Raw genomic sequence first — 19630 nt, forward strand, 5'->3', positions numbered from 1 at the left:
AAAGAATAGCGATATGAGAATAGCTATTCTTATCCCCCAATTTAGTCAGGTAATTTAAAGTCCGTTACTGACTCACGTAATGACTCTGCCATATTCGCCAACTCTGATACGGAGCGAGCAGTATCAAACGTTGCCGTTGTTGTTTGCGAAGTAATTTCTTGTACAACCGTCATGGTGGTTGCAATGTGACTCGCAGATGCTGACTGAAGTTTTGCTGCGTCGGAAATGCTCGCAATCAGTTTTGCCAAGTCACCCGATACTTTTTGGATTTCATCCAGTGCAATACCCGCATCTTTTGCCAAATTCGCACCACGTACAACTTCCGTCGTTGTTTGTTCCATTGAAATAACGGCTTCGTTGGTATCGGTCTGAATTGTTTTAACCAGTGTTTCGATCTGTTTGGTTGCAGATGCTGAGCGCTCAGCAAGACGTTGTACTTCATCGGCAACCACGGCGAAACCACGGCCAGCCTCACCTGCCATAGATGCTTGAATTGCTGCATTTAATGCAAGGATGTTCGTTTGGTCTGCAATATCGTTAATGAGCGATACGATGTTACCAATTTCTTGAGAAGACTCACCTAAGCGCTTAATACGTTTAGAAGTTTCCTGAATCTGCTCACGAATAGTATCCATACCTTCAATTGAACGATTTACCACTTGTGCACCATTTGATGCAATTTGTACTGAACGCTGTGCTACTTCCGCAGATTCAGAAGCGTTGGCAGATACTTGGTCAATTGACTGTGCCATTTCATTCATGGCAGTAGAAGCACCTGCAATTTCTTGTGCCTGATGTTCTGATGCCTCTGCTAACTGGTTAGTAATACTTTGCGTATCTTGTGTGTAGCGTGCAACTTCCTGAGAGGTTTCATGAATTCGTGAAACCAAATCTCGCAGTTGGTCAATTGCGAAGTTAATCGAGTCGGCAATGGCACCCGTAAAGTCTTCAGATACAGTTGCATATGAACGTAAGTCACCATCCGCCAAATCGGCAATTTCATCAAGTAAACGTAAAATCGCATTCTGGTTACGGTCATATTCTTCCTGTAATCGAGCAACACGTTGCTTATCCATTACACTACGTAGTGTAATTAACTTGAATACAGAGAAAATTAGTCCGCCTAATGAAAGAATAAGAACAGCACCTAAAAATAAGGTGAGCCAGTTCTTTCTTGCAACATCAGATAAATGTCCTAGACTTTCCAACATTACATCCGATTTAGAGAAAATCTGAGAAGAAGCCTGACGAACATTGACAATCTGGCTACCATTTTTTAATACCGTTGCAGCAGCAGATTTTAAGACTTTGTCATATTCAGACTTAATACTTTCTAAAGATTCACGTAAAGCCGGATCAGCAATACGATCAACACCTAACTCGGCATTACCATTCAGTTCAGCATTTAAATAGGTACCAAAAGTCTCAATATCGACACTAAAGTCACTAGTTGATACATTTCCGTCTGTACCACTTAACACCGAGTTAATCGAACGTAAAATACGTTCTGCAATAAATACCTGGTTTTTAGCAATAATTACCTGACTACTTGGCAAACCTTGGCGAGCCATTTGGTCGACCATCAAGTTATATTCTGCCTGAATCTCTGGAACCGTTTCACTAATCGAGATGTTGGTATCATATAACTGGTTAAGAACTCGTTGATGTGATGAAATCAAATCAATATTTTTTGAAACCTCACCCCATATTTTCTCAACTTTTTGATATTCATCGGTCGACTTACCGTGAATATTTTCAATTTCAAGTAAGTTCTCATCAAAGTCTTTTTTAGATTGCTGTAGCTTTGTGATCGCCTCTTGAGAACCCGACTCTGTTGCTTCAGTTGCTTGCTTAGAAATGGTTTGAGATAACAGACGTAACTCACCAAGACTTCGAATTAACTGGTTATGACGAGGTACATTATAAAATAGATAAGCTAATGAAATTAACGCACATACTAAACATAACAGCGCTGCATAAAGGATAGGCTTGGACTTTTCACTTTCCCCAAATAAACTGGCAAACTGCTCAATTTTTGACTGGATTTTTGCAATAAAATTGACACTCGATTTTCCGGTAGCACCGCGATTGCCACTTTTCTTTTTAAGTTTAAAGCCCATACAGCTTCTCCCCAGAAAAATACGCTGTTCATTCACAGCATAAAAATTAGTTTATAAATTTTGTCGATGCGTTCATGTAGTGTGGGTTTTGCAATAACCGACTAAATAAAAAGACATGCCAATGTTGATTGTGTTGGTGAAAATACCCTTGGCAATATTCTTTTAGGTTTTCCCCTAAGTCTAAACTCTCAGAAAAAAAACTTTTTTTATTAAAGTGCTGAATCCCCAAAACCTGATCCACAACCAACCCCACATATTGGTCATGATGGCTAATACACAGCACTTTTTGGGTAGACGAAAATGAACTCCGCTGCCCTGAAATAAAATGAGCCAAATCAGATACCGAAAGTAACCTTCCACGAATGTTTGCCAATCCCTTGACCCAACTTTGAGTATTTGGAACTGGTGTATATTTCGGTGGATAGATAACTTCTGACACTTCCCCAAGTGGTGCGACGAAGTATTGCCCTCTCATTTCAAAAGCAATTCCTGACCATCGCTGTGCTTCATTTTGAACTGAAGCGTAATTCTTATTACCCCGTTTAGACAAACGAAGTAACTCGATAAATCCATTCGCTGCCATACTCGATCCTATAAAACGGGCGTATTTATCCCGTTATTTATGTTTTTATGGATGGATGAGTTAATTTAGAAATTGTTTAATTACATCAATTAATTGCTTTTCTTCGATTGGCTTGATTAAGTAATCGATTGCGCCTTGACGTTTACCCCATACTCGGTCAGTTGCCTGATCTTTAGTACTCACAATCACCACCGGAATATGCTTCGTGTCTTCATCACGGGTAATCTGGCGCGTTGCCTGAAAACCATTTACACCTGGCATGACCACATCCATTAATACCAAGTCAGGCTGCTCAGCTTTTGCCAAAGTCACACCATCTGCACCGTTAGATGCTTCAAGTACGTCATAGCCATGCTTAGTTAGGATTTCTTTAAAACGAAAAGTTTCTGTTGGTGAGTCATCAACAATGAGAATACGTGCCATTTCTTTTGCCCTCAAATTACTTATTATGAACTTACATGATTACGAATCGCATTTAGCAATTCATCTTTGCTAAAAGGTTTCGTCAAGTATTCATCTGAACCTACCACACGCCCTTTTGCCTGATCAAATAAACCATCTTTACTAGAGAGCATGATAACGGGAATGTTCTGATAATTTTGAGAGTTCTTAATCAGAGCACAAGTTTGATAACCGTCTAAACGAGGCATCATGATATCTACAAAAACAATATCCGGATTCGCTTCAGCAATTTTAGATAAAGCTTCAAATCCATCGACAGCAGTAATCACTTCGCAACCTTCGCGTTGCAATAGAGTTTCTGCGGTACGGCGTATAGTTTTTGAGTCATCAATAACCATTACTTTCAGATTTTGGAATGCATCTTCCATTTAATCTTCCATCCCCATAACATAAAATATAAATGCAATTTAACTTAAATTTGTTTTTACAGATTTATACGCATTTTTAACATATCTATACTTCTATTTTCAATGTAAGCTTTTTGTCTACTTTCTCATTTATAAACAATAACTTTTAACCTCATCACACTTTCAAAAAAATTATCATTTTTTTTATAATGTTGATATTTTTATTCAGTTAAATAATAACTAATATATTTAAGATTAATTATTTAAAAATAAGTGACTTACCTTTCTTTTTTGGGGAATTTTATGAATAAGCGGATGAAATATGCCTTTTATAGGAACTGCTTGTCTGTATCTATAGGCATTGCCTCTTGCGGAGCACTGTTTTTCTCTTCCCCAACGTTGGCTGCAAATGCTGCTCCTAAAGCTGTCTGGTATCGTTATTATGATCAGCATGGTATTGCGAATATTAGTACATCCGTAACGCCGGCTCATATTCGCTATGGATATGAAGCACTCGATCAGAATATGCAGGTCATTAAAAGAAATCATCCTTATAATTCTGAAGCCGATTTAAATCAGTCCTCACAGCGTGCATTATCAGCTCGATATAGAGAAGAAGATAACAAATTAAAAAGAGCATATAGCAATAGTAAAACTGCGACGATTAAAAGAGACCAAGCATTATTGGCAATTAAAAAACAAATAAATTATCAGCAGGACCAACTGAGTCAATTACAACAAGACAAAATTTTATTTAAACGGCAAGAAATGGAATATTTTCGTAAGGGTGAACAAGTTCCCGAAAGACATAAAACCTTGATTGAAAACAATCTTATGAATATTAATAAGGTTAAACAAACACTTGAAATACTTTCGAAAACCTATAATCGCACCAATAAAGATTATGAAAATATTATCGAACGTTTAAAAAAGCTTGAATAAGGTTACAGCTTTATCAAGAATAGGGGCAAAATAAAATTTGAATTACAGGATGATGCTGTATGCGCACAACGCATCTTACCCCTTCTACTTTTTTTAAATTAAGCTTGATCAGTCTGAGTTTAATCTTAGCTGCATGTAACCAGCAAGAAGTACCAAAAACAACAGCATCTGAACCTAAAAAAATTGAACTCATTCCTCAAGATTTAATTCCTGTAAAAGAAGGCTCACTCGCCGCTCAAACCGCTTTTACAGGAACTATTCGTGCAGTACAACAAAGTTCTATTCAAGCCCAAGTTAGTGCAACAGCGACTGCCGTTACAGCCAATGTAGGTCAAAAGGTACAAAAAGGCCAAGTTTTAGTTAGATTAAATAATCAAGACAACGCTGCACGCTTAGCTCAGGCACAGGCTAATCTTGCTTCTGCTCAGGCACAAGCAGAACTTGCACGTAATTTGATGAATCGAAAACAAAGATTACTCAATCAAGGCTTTATTGCCCGTGTAGAGTTTGAGCAAAGTCAGGTGGATTATAAAGGTCAACTTGAAAGTGTTAGAGCTCAACAAGCCAATGTGGATATTGCTAAAAAAGCTGATCGAGACGGTATTATTACCAGCCCCATTTCAGGTGTTATTACAAAACGACAAGTTGAACCGGGACAAACCGTTTCGGTTGGACAAACATTATTTGAAATCGTTAATCCGGATCAATTAGAAATACAAGCGAAACTACCTATTGAACAACAATCTGCCTTAAAAGTAGGTAGCTCTATCCAGTATCAGATTCAGGGTAACTCGAAACAATTACATGCCATACTGACTCGTATCTCACCTGTAGCAGATCAAGATAGCCGACAAATTGAATTCTTTGCGAGCCCTAAAGAAGCGATTGATTCATTAAGTATTGGTGCGTTCATTAACGGTATTATTTTGCATAATGATAGCAATCAGGGACAAACCATTCCTTTAGATAGTATTCAAAATCTGCAACATGATCCTTTTGTATGGGTAATACGCAATCAAACGATTCAGAAAGTCAAAATTCGAGTGGTTGAACAACGATACAACGAAAATATCGCTTTAGTTCAGGGTTTACAAAGTACAGATCAGGTAAGTCGTATCCAGTTTGAAGATTCTGATATCAATAAAAAAGTGACGCTTACAACCGAAAAAAATAAATAAGGTAGCAAATAGCTTATGTGGTTTACCCGAATTAGTGTGAAGTACCCCGTTTTTACCATCATGATGATGCTCAGTCTAATGGTACTCGGGTTAGCATCTTGGAAACGTATGACCGTTGAAGAGTTTCCAAATATTGATTTCCCATTCGTAGTTGTCACTACGCAATATGCGGGTGCTTCACCTGAAGCAGTTGAATCGGACATTACCAAAAAACTCGAAGATCAAATCAATACCATTTCGGGTATTAAACAAATTACTTCACGCTCAAGTGAAGGGCTTTCGATGGTGATTGCAGAGTTTAATCTTGATACGTCTTCGGCAATTGCAGCACAAGATGTTCGCGACAAAATTGCTCCAGTTATTGCCCAATTCCGCGATGAAATAGATACGCCGATTGTACAACGCTACGATCCATCATCTAGCCCCATTATGTCAGTCGTGTTTGAATCGAACAGCATGAGCTTGGCTCAATTAAGCTCCTATGTAGACAAAAAAATTGTGCCTCAGCTTAAAACTGTTTCTGGTGTGGGTAATGTCAATTTACTAGGTGATGCTAAACGTCAAATTCGGATTAAGGTTCATCCTGAACAATTACAAAGCTATGGTATTGGTATTGATCAGGTCATTAACACCCTAAAAAATGAAAATATAGAAGTACCTGCAGGAACCTTACAACAAAAGAATTCTGAACTGGTTGTTCAGATTCAATCAAAAGTCATCCATCCTCTTGGATTTGGTGATTTAGTTATTGCTAATAAAAATGGTTCCCCTATTTTTCTAAAACAAGTAGCAACCGTTGAAGATACTCAAGCAGAACTGCAATCAAGTGCTTTTTATAATGGAAGAACAGCGGTTTCTGTCGATATTTTAAAAAGTTCCGATGCTAATGTAATTCAGGTTGTTGACAAGACCTATCAGACCTTAGAGAAGCTAAAAGCTCAAATGCCTGCGGGTTTGAATTATAAAGTTGTCGCCGACAGCTCTAAAGGTATTCGTGCTTCAATTAAAGACGTTGTTCGCACCATTATTGAAGGAGCGGTCTTAGCGGTTTTAATTGTTTTACTCTTTTTGGGTTCCTTCCGATCTACTGTTATTACAGGTTTAACCTTACCGATTACCCTACTTGGCACATTAACATTCATCTGGGCGTTTGGGTTTAGCATTAACATGATGACACTGTTGGCCCTGTCACTGAGTATTGGTCTATTAATTGATGATGCGATTGTGGTTCGGGAAAACATTGTCAGACATACAGAGCTCGGCAAAGATCATGTCACTGCGGCTTTAGATGGTACTAAAGAAATTGGGTTAGCAGTACTTGCAACCACACTCACCATTGTGGCGGTATTTTTACCAGTTGCCTTTATGGGAGGCTTAATTGGGCGTTTCTTCTATCAATTTGGGGTAACTGTAAGTACGGCTGTTCTTATTTCCATGTTCATCAGCTTTACACTCGACCCAATGCTTTCCGCACACTGGAAAGATCCTATAAAGAAAAAAGAAAGTCGACTGCAACGTTTCTTTAACTATATTTCTAATCTATTAGATGGCCTAACGCACATCTATGAAAAGCTTTTAAAGCTTGCCTTACGCTTTCGTTTCATCACAGTCATTATTGCAATTGTTTCATTGGTTGTGGCATTAGGCTTATCAAAAATGATCGGAACCGAATTTGTACCTACACCAGATAAAGGTGAAATTCGTATTCAGTTCGAAACCCCTGTTGATTCTTCTTTAGAATATACCCAAGCAAAATTACATCAGGTTGATCAGATTATTAGGCAATTCCCTGATGTCGTTTCTACTTATGGAGTGGTTAACAGTGAAGTCGACTCCGGTAAAAACCATGCAGGTTTAGGAGTCACCCTAAAACCAAAACAAGAACGTAGTGCAGACCTGACAACACTCAACAATGAATTCCGTGATCGTTTACAAAGTGTAGCTGGCATCCGAGTGACTTCAGTCGCTGCTGCTCAAGACTCAGTGTCTGGTGGTCAAAAGCCAATCATGATTTCTATTAAAGGATCTGATCTAAATGAACTACAAAAAATCTCGGATCGTTTCATGGCTGAAATGGAAAAAATTGATGGTGTGGTCGATTTAGAAAGCTCTTTAAAAGAACCTAAACCGACTTTAGGTGTACATATTAACCGTGTACTGGCCAGTGATTTAGATTTATCTGTTTCTCAAATTGCGAATGCGATTCGACCACTCATTGCAGGTGACAATGTCACAACATGGGAAGATCGTGACGGCGAAACTTATGATGTGAATATCCGTTTAAATGAAAATAAACGTGTGCTTCCCCAAGATGTTCAGAACCTATATCTCAACTCGAATAAAACCAATGCAAATGGGCAAAATATTTTAGTTCCATTAAGCGCCGTAGCCACAACCCAAGAAAAACTTGGAGCTTCGCAAATTAACCGACGTGACCTTGAACGTGAAGTTTTAATTGAAGCAAACACTTCAGGACGTCCAAGTGGGGATATCGGTCAAGATATCGATAAAATGCAAAAAGCATTCAAATTGCCAGCTGGTTATACCTTTGATACTCAAGGGGCAAATGCCGATATGGCTGAATCTGCGGGTTATGCGTTAACGGCAATTACCCTTTCGATTGTATTTATTTATATTGTGTTGGGTTCTCAGTTTAATAGTTTTATTCACCCTGCTGCGATTATGGCATCTTTACCATTGTCCCTGATTGGTGTCTTCCTGGCCTTATTCTTATTTAGGAGTACCCTAAATCTATTTTCAATTATTGGCATTATTATGCTGATGGGGCTGGTAACCAAAAACGCGATTTTGCTTATCGACTTTATTAAAAAAGCGATGGAAGATGGGATAAGTCGTTATGATGCTATTTTACAAGCAGGCAAAACCCGTTTACGCCCAATCTTGATGACAACAAGTGCGATGGTGATGGGTATGGTTCCATTAGCTCTAGGTTTAGGTGAAGGTGGTGAACAAAGTGCACCAATGGCTCATGCTGTAATTGGGGGTGTCATTACCTCTACCTTATTGACTCTTGTGGTTGTCCCCGTCATTTTCACTTATCTGGATGACTTGAAAAACTTTATGCTGCGTCAAACCCGACGATTCATGTCATAATGCAGCGACTATCGTATAATCCGCGTTTTTATAACGCTTAACTTTTAGGACTTTTTCCATGCGCGCAAGCCGCTTTTTATTTGCAACGTTGAGAGAAACCCCAAACGATGCTGAAGTGATTTCACATCAGCTCATGTTACGTGCGGGGATGATTCGTAAATTGGCATCTGGTTTATATACATGGCTGCCGATGGGAACACGTGTGCTTAAAAAAGTTGATGCCATTGTTCGTGAAGAAATGAACCGTTCAGGTGCTATGGAAGTGTTCATGCCCGTAACTCAACCCGCAAGCTTGTGGGAAGAATCGGGTCGTTATGAACAATATGGTCCTGAATTATTACGTTTCAAAGATCGTCACGACAATCCGTTTGTGCTTGGTCCTACACATGAAGAAGTGATTACCGATTTAGCACGTAACGAGCTAAAAAGTTATAAACAGCTTCCTGTAAATTTCTATCAAATTCAAACCAAATTCCGTGATGAGATCCGCCCTCGTTTTGGTGTAATGCGTTCACGCGAGTTCATCATGAAAGATGCTTATTCTTTCCATGCAACTCAAGAATCATTACAAGAAACTTATGATGTGATGTATGACACCTATAGCCGTATTTTCACTCGTTTAGGTTTAGATTTCCGCCCAGTACAAGCAGATACAGGTTCAATTGGTGGTTCAGCTTCACATGAATTCCACGTATTAGCTGCAAGCGGTGAAGATGACATTGCATTTTCAACTGAGTCTGATTATGCAGCAAACGTTGAAATGGCTGAAGCTGTTTTAGTGGGTGAGCGTGCAGCGCCTACACAAGAATTTAAATTGGTTGAAACACCAAATCAAAAAACAATTGCTGATGTTTGCCAGTTCTTAAATGCTGACCCTAAACAATCTGTAAAAGCCTTATTGGTTCAAGGCGTTGCTGATGAGAAAGGCAATGTACCTGTCGTTGCCCTATTCTTACGTGGTGACCACGAACTTAATGAAATTAAAGCCGAGAAGCATCCTTTAGTGGCCGCTCCTCTCGCGTTTGCCACAGAAGAACAACTTCAAGCATTTGGCTTAACTGCTGGCTTCACTGGTCCACAAGGTTTAGTTGAAAAAGGCATCACTGTAATTGTTGACCGTGCTGCATCTGTTCTTTCTGACTTCGTTGCTGGTGCAAATGAGGCAGACAAACATGCTGTAGGCGTAAACTGGGAACGTGATGCACAGATTACTGAAGTTTTCGATTTGCGTAATGTGGTTGAAGGTGACCCATCTCCAGATGGTAAAGGTACACTACAAATTAAACGCGGTATTGAAGTGGGCCATATTTTCCAACTTGGTACTAAATACTCTGAAGCTTTAGGATGTAAAGTTCTCGGTGAAGATGGCAAACCATTTACAGTAACAATGGGCTGTTATGGTATTGGTGTGACACGCGTAGTTGCAGCTGCAATTGAACAAAACTACGATGACAAAGGGATTATTTGGCCTCAAGCGATTGCTCCTTTTGAAATCGCAATTGTTCCAATGAATGCACACAAATCACCACGTACTCTTGAAGCAGCAGAAGCGCTTTATGCAGAACTTCAAGCCCAAGGCTTTGACTTATTACTTGATGACCGTAACGAACGTCCAGGCGTTAAATTCTCTGACCTTGAATTAATGGGTATTCCACACCGTATTGTGATTGGTGAAAAAGGTCTTGATGCGGGTACTTTTGAATATAAAGGTCGCCGTGATGCTGAAGCGAGCAATTTAACTAAAGAAGAACTCTTAGCTAAATTAGCGCGTTAATAAATACATAAATAAAAAAAGCAGCTTTTAGAAGCTGCTTTTTTTAATTTAATTTTACACCTGAACTGTTAAGTCTTTAATGGTTGTGGAAGATCCATTGTTTTTAACCGATTCAATGCCTTTATCGCGTGAAGCTTCACTGGCATAAAACTGGCTCGAACCAATAATTTGATGATTTGCAGCTTTTAAATTGAAGTAAGGTTTCCCATTTTTTGCAGTTAAACGATCATATCGCGCATCGTCACTACTATTTTTTTGAACTGACTCAATACCATTGACTGCTGATGCTTTCGCTTTATATAGCTCACTATTTAAAATAATTTCGCCATTACCAGCCTTAAGTACAAAGCGATATTGTCCATCATTCGCTTGTGTAATTTCGTACCATCCTGCCATATGAACCTCGTTTTTTTGTTGGTGTGGGTATGACTTTCGTTATTATTCTGGACGAAAGTTAATTCTTCTTAATGACAATATAAATGAGCTCTTAAGCTTTGGATAGTCTACTTTTTATACATTATCGTAATAAAATTATAAGGATGTTGAAATGTAAAAAGGTAGAGATCACGCCTGCAATCTCTACCAAAATGTAATTAAAATTAACAAATTAAGCTTTTTTTACAAATTCAGATTTTAACTTCATCTGACCAATACCATCAATTTTACAGTCAATATTGTGACCATCACTTGCGTCTGGAACTAAACGAATACTTTTTACTTTTGTTCCGACTTTAACAACTGAAGAAGAACCTTTAATTTTTAAATCTTTAATTACAGTAACGCTATCGCCATCCGCCAAAACGTTTCCATTAGCGTCTTTAATAACTTCTTGCTCTTCAGTTACTAAAGCTTCCCCTTCTTTCCACTCGTGTGAGCATTCTGGACAAATTAATAAATCGCCGTCTTGATATGTATATTCTGATTGGCATTTTGGACAGTTTGGCAAAGACATAAAAAAATCTCAAAAAGTATATTATGCGAGATATGACTCATTTTTTAAAGTTTTAAATAAAAGACTTTTACCAAAAAAAAATTTATATATTTAACTTTTGCTCTTTTCTAATAAATATTCTTTTAAAATAATCGCATGGTTATGTTCCACATCTTTAGCCGAATATAAAAGTGTGACTTTATGATGTGAAACGATTTCTAATAACTCTTTAACTGCGGGGTTGGTTTCTAGTTCTTTTAAATAACGTTGTTTGAACTCAACCCAATGTTCTGCGGACTCTGCATGAAACCACTTACGAAGTTCAGTTGAAGGAGCTATTTCTTTTAACCATAAATCTAAATGAGCATTTTCTTTGCTAATCCCTCGACTCCATAGTCGGTCAACCAAAATTCGCTTTCCATCATCACCGCTTACATCCTCATAAATTCTTTTAATTTGTATGTTCATATCTTTATCTCACAAGAAGGCTTAACTCATTGAGCTTCATATGATCATTCAATATTTTGTTCATTTTTGATAGTGTTTAAAAATAAAAAAATGAGTAGTTTTTCTACTCACTTTTTATTTAAATCTCAATTTAAAAAGACAATTATTGATCTGGAATGTCGGCTTCTACTAACAACTTCAATAAAGATAAAGACTCTTGCCAGCCTAAATAGCATGCTTCCACAGGAATAACTTCAGGTATTCCTTCTTGGGTAATGTGTATTTCTGTGCCGACCAATACTGTTTTTAATGTAATGGTGACCTGCATCGTGCCTGGTAAATTTGCGTCGTCAAATTGGTCGTTATAACGAATTAATTCATTGGGAACGAGCTCAACATAAGTACCTCCAAATGAATGCGTTGACCCAGTTGAGAAATTGGTAAAGCTCATTTTGTATGAGCCCCCTACTTTTGCATCAAAACTATGAACCTTTGCGGTAAAACCGTGAGGTGCCATCCATTTAACTAAAGCATCTGGGTCAAGAAAAGCACGATAAACTCGTTCAGCTGGTGCCTTAAACACTCGATGTAATTTTACTGTACCTGTTGCCATTGTCTTCTCCTTATTTTAAGTCCATTTAAGTTATAAAAATTATGTTGAATAGCTTAAACCGTAGAATTTCTTTTAACGTATATTTTTGGTGTTTTTTTGACCTAAACCTATTGTTTTATACAAAAGTAAATTACGAAAACTATGGCTGATTTTTTAGTAAAAATGGAGCAAAATAGTCAGCAATCATAAAGAAACATATTGAATTTGAGATTAATCATGAGTCTGCTCGCTTTCTCCTCATATGCATTAAACGGTGTAGATGCACAAAAGTTTTTACAAGGCCAAGTGACTGTAGATACTGAACGTTTAGCTGAAAATGAAACACGCTATACAGCCATTTGTGATCTTAAGGGCCGCATCCATTTTGGCTTGTGGCTAAAAAAGAATAATGCAGAAAGTTTTGACATTATTGTCACTCAAGATCAAGCTGAAGAATTCGCGAAGCACATTAAAAAATATGGTGCTTTTTCAAAAATGACCTTAAGTGAACAAGGTGCTGTATTCCCAAAAGTTGTGAATGGCCATACTGAGTTCAGCTCTACAGAAACTGATATTTCCGAATGGCAAAAACAAGCCATCATGACAGGTCAAGCATGGATTGCTCAAGCGACTGAACATGAGTTTCAGCCACAAGAATTACGTTTACATCAACGCGAAGGCGTCAATTACGATAAAGGCTGTTACTTAGGTCAAGAAATTGTGGCGCGCCTTTGGTTTAAAGCAAAACCAAAACACTGGTTGCATTTAGTTCAAGGTACAGGTGATGCACCTGCTCCAGCAACTCAACTGCACAATGACGTAGAAGTGGTTAATAGTACCCAAACTACTGACGGTTATATTGCCTTAGTTGTTGCGAAACCCGCCGCCCTTCAAGAATTAGGTCTTCAAGTTTTAGATTTACCAGAAGCTTTAAGTGGTGATGTTGCTAGACCACAATAATTATATTTAATAAATTAAAAGCCCGTGGATAAATCTACGGGCTTTTCTGTAGATACAAAATTCTAATGAATTCATTAAATTAGGGCATCAATTTTTTAAGTTTTCTATGCCATCATAATCCATGTTGTAATCTAAGAGAAAAAATATGAAAACTAAACTTGCTACACTCATATTGAGTTTGGCTTTTTTCGGTTCTGCTCATGCTGATGTTAAAACACTTGAACAAAATCTGAAGACAAATTATCCAGACCTCCCTGTAAAAGGTGTCTATCAGTCACCTGTCGCTGGAATTTATGAAGTCTATACAAGTGGTCGTATTGTTTATACCAATCAAGATGCAAAATACTTTTTTGTAGGCAATTTAGTTGATATCAAACAACAAAAAAATATGACAGAAGAGCGAATTGCCGAACTGGGTAAAATTGATGTTAAAAGTCTCCCATTAAATCAGGCAATTAAATACGTCAAAGGTAAAGGAGAGCGTACTCTTTATATTTTCAGTGACCCTGATTGCCCTTACTGTCAGCGTCTAGAACAAAATATGGTTGGGGTGGATAACGTAACGGTATATGTATTCTTATATCCGCTGACCAGCTTACATCCAAATGCTGAAAAGGTTTCTAATCAAATCTGGTGCTCTAAAAACTCTTCAGAAGCTTGGACAAATTATATGCTTAACCGTAAATTGCCAGCGGCTGGCAAAAGCTGTACAAGTCCAGTTCAGAAAAATATTGCTTTAGGCCAGAAATTAAATATAGATGGCACACCAACTCTGTTCTTACAAGATGGTCAAAGAATCTCTGGCGTACCAAGTGATGCAAAACAGATTGAAGCATTATTACAGTCAGTAAAATAATCCAATACGCCCCTCTCTTAAGTAGAGTGGCGTATTATTTTTCTCCACAGTTTGCTTTATAGACATCGTTTTATATACAAATCGGCTGTTTACTTTCGGCCATCAATATTTATGATGAGAAATTGAATTGAGCTAATACATCGATGGAATGATGTAGCTACAAAGTAAAAGGTTAAAAAGAAATGAAGAAATTACTTATCGCCAGTCTAATTGCCATTTCAAGTTCATCAATATTTGCAGCAGACACTACGACATCTGCAGCTAAAAACGATGTATTTAAACAGGCTGAGCAGCTATACGCAGCAAAAAATTATCCTGCTGCTTTTCAAGAAGTCCAACGTCTTGCACAAACAGGAAATGCTCAAGCCATCTATAACTTAGGCTATATGACACAAATGGGCCAAGGCACTGCCAAAGATAATGCCAAAGCTCTGAAATATTATGAAGATGCCTCAAATAAAGGTTATGCTCAAGCGAGTTACACGCTTGCACAAATTTATGAGACTGGTGAATTAGGTGTTGCCAAAGATAGCAACAAATTCAGTCAATATATTCAAAAAGCAGCAGCTCAAGGTTCTGATGATGCAACTGTCAAAATAGCGACCATTTTATTTGCGCAGAAAAAACCTCAATCTCACCAAATTGCTTTACAAAAGCTAGCGCCTTTGATTAGAAAAGGAAACTACCCTGCTATTCAAGTCAAAGCGCTTTATGATATTAGCCAAGGGGTTGAAAATAAAAATCCTTTAATGAAACGCCAAGGCATTGAAGCTTTACAAACAATTGCCCAAAAGGGTTATGCGCCTGCATCTATGGCTTTAGCAACCATGATGGCGAATGGCAATATCATTCCTCAGAACCTGCCTCAAGCAAAACAGATCTTTACTGAGCTTGCCAAGCAAAATGTTCCTAATGCTAGAGAATCTTTAGCTTCGGTCGAAAAAATTATTGCTGAGAAGAATAAACAAGCTGCCGCCGCTCCTACGCAGCCAGCTCCTAAAAAATAATAAAGAGACAATAGCCCCACATGGGGCTTTTCTTTTACCACCACAAAGCAATAAGCCCACTCACCCCCATAAAGCCAATAATGGTACTAATCATTAAGGGGGTTAATGCTCTTTCATTTAAACCGTAGGCTTGCCCAAAAATACCAAAAGCGATCGGCATTGGCAGCGCAGCAAGTAAAGTGCCAGCATATAACATCTCTTGGCTCACGTTTGGCAATAAAAGGAACAGCCCAAAAATCACAACAGGCATAAGGATGACATTAAATCCAGCCAACAATATACTTTGGAAATTCACGGCGGTAATACCAATACCAACCAAGCTGCCACCAATAGCAAATAATGCTAGAGGCGAAGCTGTTCTTCCTAAAAGTTCTAAGGCTTGACCAAGTTTTGAAGGCAGATGAATATCTAGCAAAATGCAGCTCATCCCAACTAAAATTGCAATAATTACAGGATTTTTAAGTAAATTAATGAATGTTTTTTTCAGTAAAGGCAAAAGCCGTTGCTGTTGATGCAAACCCGCTTCTGCCAAAATAAGCATTAAAGCAACTATTAATAAATTTTCGATAATTAAGGTTAAAGATATATAGATTGCAGCATGACTCCCCATTAGCATGGTTAGAATCGCTGTACCCATAAAACCTGTATTTGACATAGAAGCGCCCATCGATATGACTGCACTATGTGTTAGGCTATTTTTAAAATACTTGCGGTAAAAGATAAAAGCCAAAAAAAACAAGATTAAAGAGCCGCCACCATAAGCAATAAAATAAGCTGGGTGCCAAATATCTTGTAAGTTCTTATTGGCTAAAGATTGGATTAAAAAAGCAGGTAAAGAAATTTTAATAACAAATGCACTCAGAGCCTTAATTTGTTCAGGTGTTACCAGTTTAATGAGGACACTACAGTACCCCATTAATAACAAAATCAAAATTGGTAGAATTACCTGAAAAACCACAGACTACTTCCTCACTCATTTCAAAAGAAAAACGGGCAAATCTTAGTTTGCCCGAATATTAAAAACTAAAAAGAATCAAAAAGCTGTTTTAAGCCATGTGGTTGGCAACGCAAATATTGAGGAGCAATTTTGACTTTTGCCCCCAATGTAGCTGCAGCATGCCATGGCCAACGTGGGTCATATAACATTGCACGCGCAAGACCAATGGCATCAGCTTGCTGGTTTTCTAAAATTTGTTCAGCTTGTTGTGGGTCAGTAATAAGACCTACAGCAATCACAGGAATAGCTACATGTTTTTTAACCTGTTCCGCGAAAGGAACTTGGTAACCGGCTCCAATGGTAATATTTTGATGCTCATGTAAACCACCACTAGAGACATGAATATAGGCCGCACCTAACTGCTCTAAGGCTTTTGATAAACCAACCGTAGACTCAATATCCCACTGCTCATTGCCATCCATCCAGTCTGTTGCAGATAAACGTACCCCTACCGGATAACCTTCGGGAACAGCAAGTTTAATTGCCTGAAGAACCTCTAGCGTCATACGCATACGGTTTTCTAAAGAGCCACCATATTCATCAGTACGTTGATTTGCAATTGGCGATAAGAATTGGTGTAGCAAGTAACCATGAGCAGCATGTACCTCAATTAACTCAAAGCCCGCTTCAACTGCACGTTTGGCCGCAGCTGCAAAGTCTTGTTGAATTTGTTTAATCTCGGCAATGGTTAAAGCATGTGGCGCTGCATCATGAACCGAAAAAGTACTTGTACTTGGAGCAACTGTTTGCCAACCATGTGGCTGATCTTTTGCAATTTGGCCTTTACCCAACCAAGGCTTTTCAGTAGATGCCTTACGTCCAGCATGAGCTAACTGAATTCCAAATGGCATAGGAGAAAGTGTTTTAACTTTTCCCAATAAAGTTTTGATCTGGTCACGTTGCTGATCATTCCAAAGGCCAAGATCTGCATAACCAATTCGACCTTCCGCCTGTACAGCTGTAGCTTCCACAATACATAGCCCAGCTCCAGACAACGCGTAATTTGCCCATTGCTGTTCATGCCAATAGGTAATTTCGCCTTCATCTGTTGCCGAATATTGGCACATTGGGGCAATTACAATTCTATTGACCAGTTGTAGTGAATCGAAATTAACCGTTTCGAATAATTTTGCCATTTTTAATTCCTAGAATTGTTTAATTACACGTAAACCTGCACTCCAGTTACGTCCATCAGCAGGTTCGAAGTAGCGTTTAGCGGGTACCATCTGACCGTTTACTTTGATTTGTGTGCTGTCATTTACAATCACAGATCCCGCATAGTTTTTATCGAAAAGATTATCTACACGAGCAAAACTAATTATTTTCCAATCATTAACCACCCATGCATAACCAATATTTGCTGAGGTTACACTGTAGCTCGGTGCTGCGTCACTGTTGGTATCATTCACGTATACTTTATCCATATACTGTACATCTACCCCACCATATAGACCGTGCGATGGCTGCCATGCCAAAGAGGCATAAACTTGGTTTTTGGCAATACCCGGAATGGCATTTCCTGAGGAAATTGCTGAAGCGAGAACTTTACCTTTTTTATCAAGTTTTTCAGGCACATTTGCATCAAAAGTTGCATCTAAATAGGCATAGCTTGCGGTCGCTGTTAAGTCTCGCCATAACTTTTTATTCCATGCAAATTCTACGCCCTCACGTAAGGTTTTATCTGCATTACGGAACGTTGATCGACCATTTGAGTTACCGGCCGAAACAATGTCATCTTTGGTTTTAGTCTGGAAAACTGCCAAAGTAAAATCACCTAGTTGGTTTTGCGACTTTAAACCAGTTTCATAGGTATCACTTGTTGAAGCTGTTAAATCAAAATTAAAACCACTTTGACCATCAGGTCGATATGCCATTTCAGTAAAAGTTGGTGTTTCAAAACCTTTGGCATAACTTACATAGGCCATGAGTTCAGGTAAAATTTGCCAACTTAAAGCAACCGACGGTAAAACTTTATCGTAATCCGTCTTACCACTATCATCACCATTACTTAAATAGTTATCTTCCGACTTATAGTGAACATTACTATAGCGTACGCCCGTATCTAAACGCCATGTAGGTAAGAACTGCCATGAAGCCTGTACATATGGATCGATATTCCACAAAGTATTATCTTCATCACGGCGTAACTTACCTTTGACACCATAAATACCATCCGCATTAAAGTTTTCAAAACCTTTACGATCTTCATCCATTGCATCAAGTGCAACACCGACACTTAGCGTGGTATTTGGAAGTAACTCTTTACCCGTCCAACGGAAATCAGCGCCATAATAATTACGTTCAAAATCAATAACCCCGCCAGCCTGATTATCATTAGCCTCTTGTGTTGATTTAGGAATAGATTGATATTGAGTAACTTGGCGATTGCCTAAATATGCCATGGCATAAAGTTCATTTTTATCATTAATCGGTTTAGACCACGTTATACCCGTTTGGGTTTGTTCAATATCTTTACGAACATTAAATTGCTTTAAAAATGGAACTTGTTGCTTTGGATTTGCATTCCACTGATCATGCGTTAGACCCTGCGGATCATCGGCGTGGATTTTTACATAGTTGGTTACCCAGTTGATTTTACTACCATCATCAAGATTCCAGCTGAGCTTTGCATTATTTAGTACTTTTTCTGCACCGCTATGTTCGCGGTAACCGTCGGTATCAAAGTATGATGAGCTAATAATATAACTTGGTTCATTCGCCCCTTTTGCCCCACCTTGCAGCACAAGTCCTGCTCGGCTTTTATCATGGCTACCACCCGAATAGCTCAGCTCAATTGAGTCTTTCCCTTGCCCTTCTTTAGTAGAAGTTAAAATAGTCCCGCCTGATGAATTTCCATAAAGTGAAGAAAAAGGTCCTGTTAGAACTTCAACATGATCTAGACTGCTTAAGTCGATATTAGATGTTTGGCCCTGCCCATCTGGCATTGTTGCAGGGATACCATCCACATAAAGACGAATACCACGGACACCAAACGTAGAACGTGCACCAAAACCACGCATAGATAGCTGTAGATCTTGCGCATAATTTTCACGGTTACGAATCTGTAAACTCGGTATGCCCTTCACAACTTCAGTTAAATTTACTTGTGAAGAACTGTCCACTTGAGGTGTCTCGATTCGGAAAACCGAAGCTGGTGTTTGTAAATAACCGGTGTCAGTACGTGTCGCTTCCACATGTAAAGTTGGCAATTTGGCAACGTCTGAATTTAAGTCTTCGGCCCAAACAAGTGGGCTAGAAATACAGCCCATACTCATCAAAATACAGTAATGAAGTCGGTCTAAGCGTAATAAGGACATGCT

At 38.5% G+C, this 19630-nt stretch carries 18 protein-coding genes; 7 read left to right on the forward strand and 11 right to left on the reverse strand.

Translation table 11 applies throughout. The features are described from left to right. Window positions 1-41 precede the first annotated feature (41 nt). Genes GO593_RS03075 through pilG form a run of 4 tightly spaced genes read right to left on the reverse strand, consistent with a single transcriptional unit; the run spans window position 42 to window position 3533 of the window. Window positions 42-2120 (reverse strand): methyl-accepting chemotaxis protein, encoded by a 2079-nt coding sequence (locus GO593_RS03075; protein WP_000505931.1) that lies wholly within the window; start codon window positions 2118-2120, stop codon window positions 42-44. A gap of 46 nt (window positions 2121-2166) precedes the next feature. After that, entirely contained in the window at window positions 2167-2703 is a 537-nt protein-coding gene (locus tag GO593_RS03080) for a chemotaxis protein CheW (protein ID WP_000729758.1), read from the reverse strand. A 60-nt stretch (window positions 2704-2763) separates the two neighbouring features. Further along, window positions 2764-3126 carry a response regulator gene (locus GO593_RS03085; protein ID WP_000101096.1) on the reverse strand — a complete coding sequence of 121 codons (363 nt, stop codon included), beginning with the start codon at window positions 3124-3126 and terminating at the stop codon, window positions 2764-2766. Between the two features lie 23 nt (window positions 3127-3149). After that, window positions 3150-3533, reverse strand: coding sequence for a twitching motility response regulator PilG (gene pilG / locus GO593_RS03090; RefSeq protein ID WP_000389061.1), 384 nt, complete (start codon window positions 3531-3533; stop codon window positions 3150-3152). Window positions 3534-3815: 282 nt separating this feature from the next. Between pilG and GO593_RS03095 the strand changes: the two genes are divergently transcribed. The 4 genes from GO593_RS03095 to GO593_RS03110 are packed head-to-tail and all read left to right on the forward strand — an operon-like array spanning window position 3816 to window position 10520. After that, entirely contained in the window at window positions 3816-4454 is a 639-nt protein-coding gene (locus GO593_RS03095; RefSeq protein WP_002027721.1) for a hypothetical protein, read from the forward strand. A gap of 59 nt (window positions 4455-4513) precedes the next feature. After that, window positions 4514-5632, forward strand: coding sequence for an efflux RND transporter periplasmic adaptor subunit (locus GO593_RS03100; protein WP_001260821.1), 1119 nt, complete (start codon window positions 4514-4516; stop codon window positions 5630-5632). 15 nt (window positions 5633-5647) lie between these two features. Further along, the gene (locus GO593_RS03105) at window positions 5648-8746 is read left to right on the forward strand and encodes an efflux RND transporter permease subunit (protein ID WP_001984823.1); all 3099 of its coding nucleotides are present in this window, start codon (window positions 5648-5650) and stop codon (window positions 8744-8746) included. Window positions 8747-8804: 58 nt separating this feature from the next. Further along, window positions 8805-10520 (forward strand): proline--tRNA ligase, encoded by a 1716-nt coding sequence (locus tag GO593_RS03110; protein WP_001202762.1) that lies wholly within the window; start codon window positions 8805-8807, stop codon window positions 10518-10520. Between the two features lie 54 nt (window positions 10521-10574). Here GO593_RS03110 and GO593_RS03115 read toward each other — a convergent pair whose 3' ends face one another. The 4 genes from GO593_RS03115 to GO593_RS03130 all read right to left on the reverse strand — a co-directional run bounded on the left by GO593_RS03115 (window position 10575) and on the right by GO593_RS03130 (window position 12511). Further along, window positions 10575-10916: a YegP family protein gene (locus tag GO593_RS03115; RefSeq protein WP_000929503.1), complete on the reverse strand. Its 342-nt coding sequence runs from the start codon at window positions 10914-10916 to the stop codon at window positions 10575-10577. A gap of 211 nt (window positions 10917-11127) precedes the next feature. Continuing rightward, window positions 11128-11472, reverse strand: a complete 345-nt coding sequence (locus tag GO593_RS03120; RefSeq protein WP_000056785.1) for a zinc ribbon domain-containing protein YjdM — start codon at window positions 11470-11472, stop codon at window positions 11128-11130. 90 nt (window positions 11473-11562) lie between these two features. Next, window positions 11563-11919, reverse strand: coding sequence for a DUF488 domain-containing protein (locus GO593_RS03125; RefSeq protein WP_001025492.1), 357 nt, complete (start codon window positions 11917-11919; stop codon window positions 11563-11565). A 142-nt stretch (window positions 11920-12061) separates the two neighbouring features. Next, window positions 12062-12511 (reverse strand): SRPBCC family protein, encoded by a 450-nt coding sequence (locus tag GO593_RS03130; protein ID WP_000190594.1) that lies wholly within the window; start codon window positions 12509-12511, stop codon window positions 12062-12064. 216 nt (window positions 12512-12727) lie between these two features. On the opposite strand from GO593_RS03130, the gene ygfZ reads away from it, so the two are divergent. The 3 genes from ygfZ to GO593_RS03145 all read left to right on the forward strand — a co-directional run bounded on the left by ygfZ (window position 12728) and on the right by GO593_RS03145 (window position 15313). Further along, window positions 12728-13450, forward strand: a complete 723-nt coding sequence (ygfZ, locus tag GO593_RS03135) for a CAF17-like 4Fe-4S cluster assembly/insertion protein YgfZ (RefSeq protein WP_000054208.1) — start codon at window positions 12728-12730, stop codon at window positions 13448-13450. A gap of 145 nt (window positions 13451-13595) precedes the next feature. Continuing rightward, window positions 13596-14306: a DsbC family protein gene (locus GO593_RS03140; RefSeq protein ID WP_000850466.1), complete on the forward strand. Its 711-nt coding sequence runs from the start codon at window positions 13596-13598 to the stop codon at window positions 14304-14306. Between the two features lie 182 nt (window positions 14307-14488). Beyond that, complete coding sequence (locus GO593_RS03145) at window positions 14489-15313, forward strand: tetratricopeptide repeat protein (protein ID WP_000734697.1); 825 nt, start codon at window positions 14489-14491, stop codon at window positions 15311-15313. A 34-nt stretch (window positions 15314-15347) separates the two neighbouring features. Here the strand turns inward: GO593_RS03145 and GO593_RS03150 are convergent, their stop codons facing one another. The 3 genes from GO593_RS03150 to GO593_RS03160 all read right to left on the reverse strand — a co-directional run bounded on the left by GO593_RS03150 (window position 15348) and on the right by GO593_RS03160 (window position 19627). Further along, window positions 15348-16271 (reverse strand): AEC family transporter, encoded by a 924-nt coding sequence (locus GO593_RS03150; RefSeq protein WP_000231858.1) that lies wholly within the window; start codon window positions 16269-16271, stop codon window positions 15348-15350. A gap of 65 nt (window positions 16272-16336) precedes the next feature. Further along, window positions 16337-17446, reverse strand: coding sequence for an NADH:flavin oxidoreductase/NADH oxidase (locus GO593_RS03155; protein WP_001096150.1), 1110 nt, complete (start codon window positions 17444-17446; stop codon window positions 16337-16339). 9 nt (window positions 17447-17455) lie between these two features. Continuing rightward, window positions 17456-19627, reverse strand: a complete 2172-nt coding sequence (locus GO593_RS03160) for a TonB-dependent receptor family protein (RefSeq protein ID WP_000055235.1) — start codon at window positions 19625-19627, stop codon at window positions 17456-17458. Window positions 19628-19630: the final 3 nt, after the last annotated feature.

The organism is Acinetobacter baumannii, assembly GCF_009759685.1.
In the GTDB taxonomy this organism is placed as follows: Bacteria; Pseudomonadota; Gammaproteobacteria; order Pseudomonadales; family Moraxellaceae; genus Acinetobacter; species Acinetobacter baumannii.

What these genes read in the sequence shown, in the direction of transcription:
- GO593_RS03110 (WP_001202762.1), top strand. Translation starts at nt 8,805, where the DNA reads ATGCGCGCAAGCCGCTTTTTATTTGCAACGTTGAGAGAAACCCCAAAC.
- GO593_RS03125 (WP_001025492.1), bottom strand. Translation starts at nt 11,919, where the DNA reads ATGAACATACAAATTAAAAGAATTTATGAGGATGTAAGCGGTGATGAT.
- GO593_RS03100 (WP_001260821.1), top strand. Translation starts at nt 4,514, where the DNA reads ATGCGCACAACGCATCTTACCCCTTCTACTTTTTTTAAATTAAGCTTG.
- GO593_RS03085 (WP_000101096.1), bottom strand. Translation starts at nt 3,126, where the DNA reads ATGGCACGTATTCTCATTGTTGATGACTCACCAACAGAAACTTTTCGT.
- GO593_RS03120 (WP_000056785.1), bottom strand. Translation starts at nt 11,472, where the DNA reads ATGTCTTTGCCAAACTGTCCAAAATGCCAATCAGAATATACATATCAA.
- GO593_RS03145 (WP_000734697.1), top strand. Translation starts at nt 14,489, where the DNA reads ATGAAGAAATTACTTATCGCCAGTCTAATTGCCATTTCAAGTTCATCA.
- pilG (WP_000389061.1), bottom strand. Translation starts at nt 3,533, where the DNA reads ATGGAAGATGCATTCCAAAATCTGAAAGTAATGGTTATTGATGACTCA.
- GO593_RS03160 (WP_000055235.1), bottom strand. Translation starts at nt 19,627, where the DNA reads ATGTCCTTATTACGCTTAGACCGACTTCATTACTGTATTTTGATGAGT.
- GO593_RS03115 (WP_000929503.1), bottom strand. Translation starts at nt 10,916, where the DNA reads ATGGCAGGATGGTACGAAATTACACAAGCGAATGATGGACAATATCGC.
- GO593_RS03105 (WP_001984823.1), top strand. Translation starts at nt 5,648, where the DNA reads ATGTGGTTTACCCGAATTAGTGTGAAGTACCCCGTTTTTACCATCATG.
- GO593_RS03080 (WP_000729758.1), bottom strand. Translation starts at nt 2,703, where the DNA reads ATGGCAGCGAATGGATTTATCGAGTTACTTCGTTTGTCTAAACGGGGT.
- GO593_RS03095 (WP_002027721.1), top strand. Translation starts at nt 3,816, where the DNA reads ATGAATAAGCGGATGAAATATGCCTTTTATAGGAACTGCTTGTCTGTA.
- GO593_RS03130 (WP_000190594.1), bottom strand. Translation starts at nt 12,511, where the DNA reads ATGGCAACAGGTACAGTAAAATTACATCGAGTGTTTAAGGCACCAGCT.
- GO593_RS03140 (WP_000850466.1), top strand. Translation starts at nt 13,596, where the DNA reads ATGAAAACTAAACTTGCTACACTCATATTGAGTTTGGCTTTTTTCGGT.
- GO593_RS03155 (WP_001096150.1), bottom strand. Translation starts at nt 17,446, where the DNA reads ATGGCAAAATTATTCGAAACGGTTAATTTCGATTCACTACAACTGGTC.
- GO593_RS03075 (WP_000505931.1), bottom strand. Translation starts at nt 2,120, where the DNA reads ATGGGCTTTAAACTTAAAAAGAAAAGTGGCAATCGCGGTGCTACCGGA.
- ygfZ (WP_000054208.1), top strand. Translation starts at nt 12,728, where the DNA reads ATGAGTCTGCTCGCTTTCTCCTCATATGCATTAAACGGTGTAGATGCA.